Annotated in this window: 1 pseudogene; it reads left to right on the forward strand. The window is 75.7% G+C overall.

From position 1 onward, the window contains the following. Positions 1-465 (forward strand): annotated as a pseudogene (locus AOK24_RS51100) (hypothetical protein); the annotation flags it as partial.

The following is a 465-nucleotide window of genomic DNA, read 5'->3' on the forward strand; positions in this document are numbered from 1 at the left end:
CGGTGCCGGTGCGGGCGGCGACCACACTCGTAGTCATCGGTTCGGCCGCCGTCGCCCTGGCCGGGCTCACCGCGCAGCCCCGCACCAGCGACGACATGTACCGCTACGCCTGGGACGGCCGTGTCCAAGCCGCCGGGATCTCCCCCTACGCCTACCCGCCCGCCGCGCCCGAACTCGCCCGCCTGCGCGACCCGTGGCTGTTCCCCACCCGGGAGGACTGCGAGGGCTGGGGGCTCAGCCGCGCCGGCAGCGGTCTGTGCGTCCGCATCAACCGGCCCACCGTCCCCACGATCTATCCCCCGGTCGCCGAGGGCTGGTACCTCGCCGTGCACACCCTGTCCCCGCCCGACAGCCGCCACAAGCCGCTCCAGGTCGCGGGGGCGGTCCTGGCCTTCGGTACGACCCTCGCGCTGCTGCGTGTCCTGCGCCGCCGTGGTGATCCGCTGCGGGCTCCGGCCCGGGCCG

The organism is Streptomyces niveiscabiei (assembly GCF_001419795.1).
GTDB classification, from domain to species: Bacteria; Actinomycetota; Actinomycetes; order Streptomycetales; family Streptomycetaceae; genus Streptomyces; species Streptomyces niveiscabiei.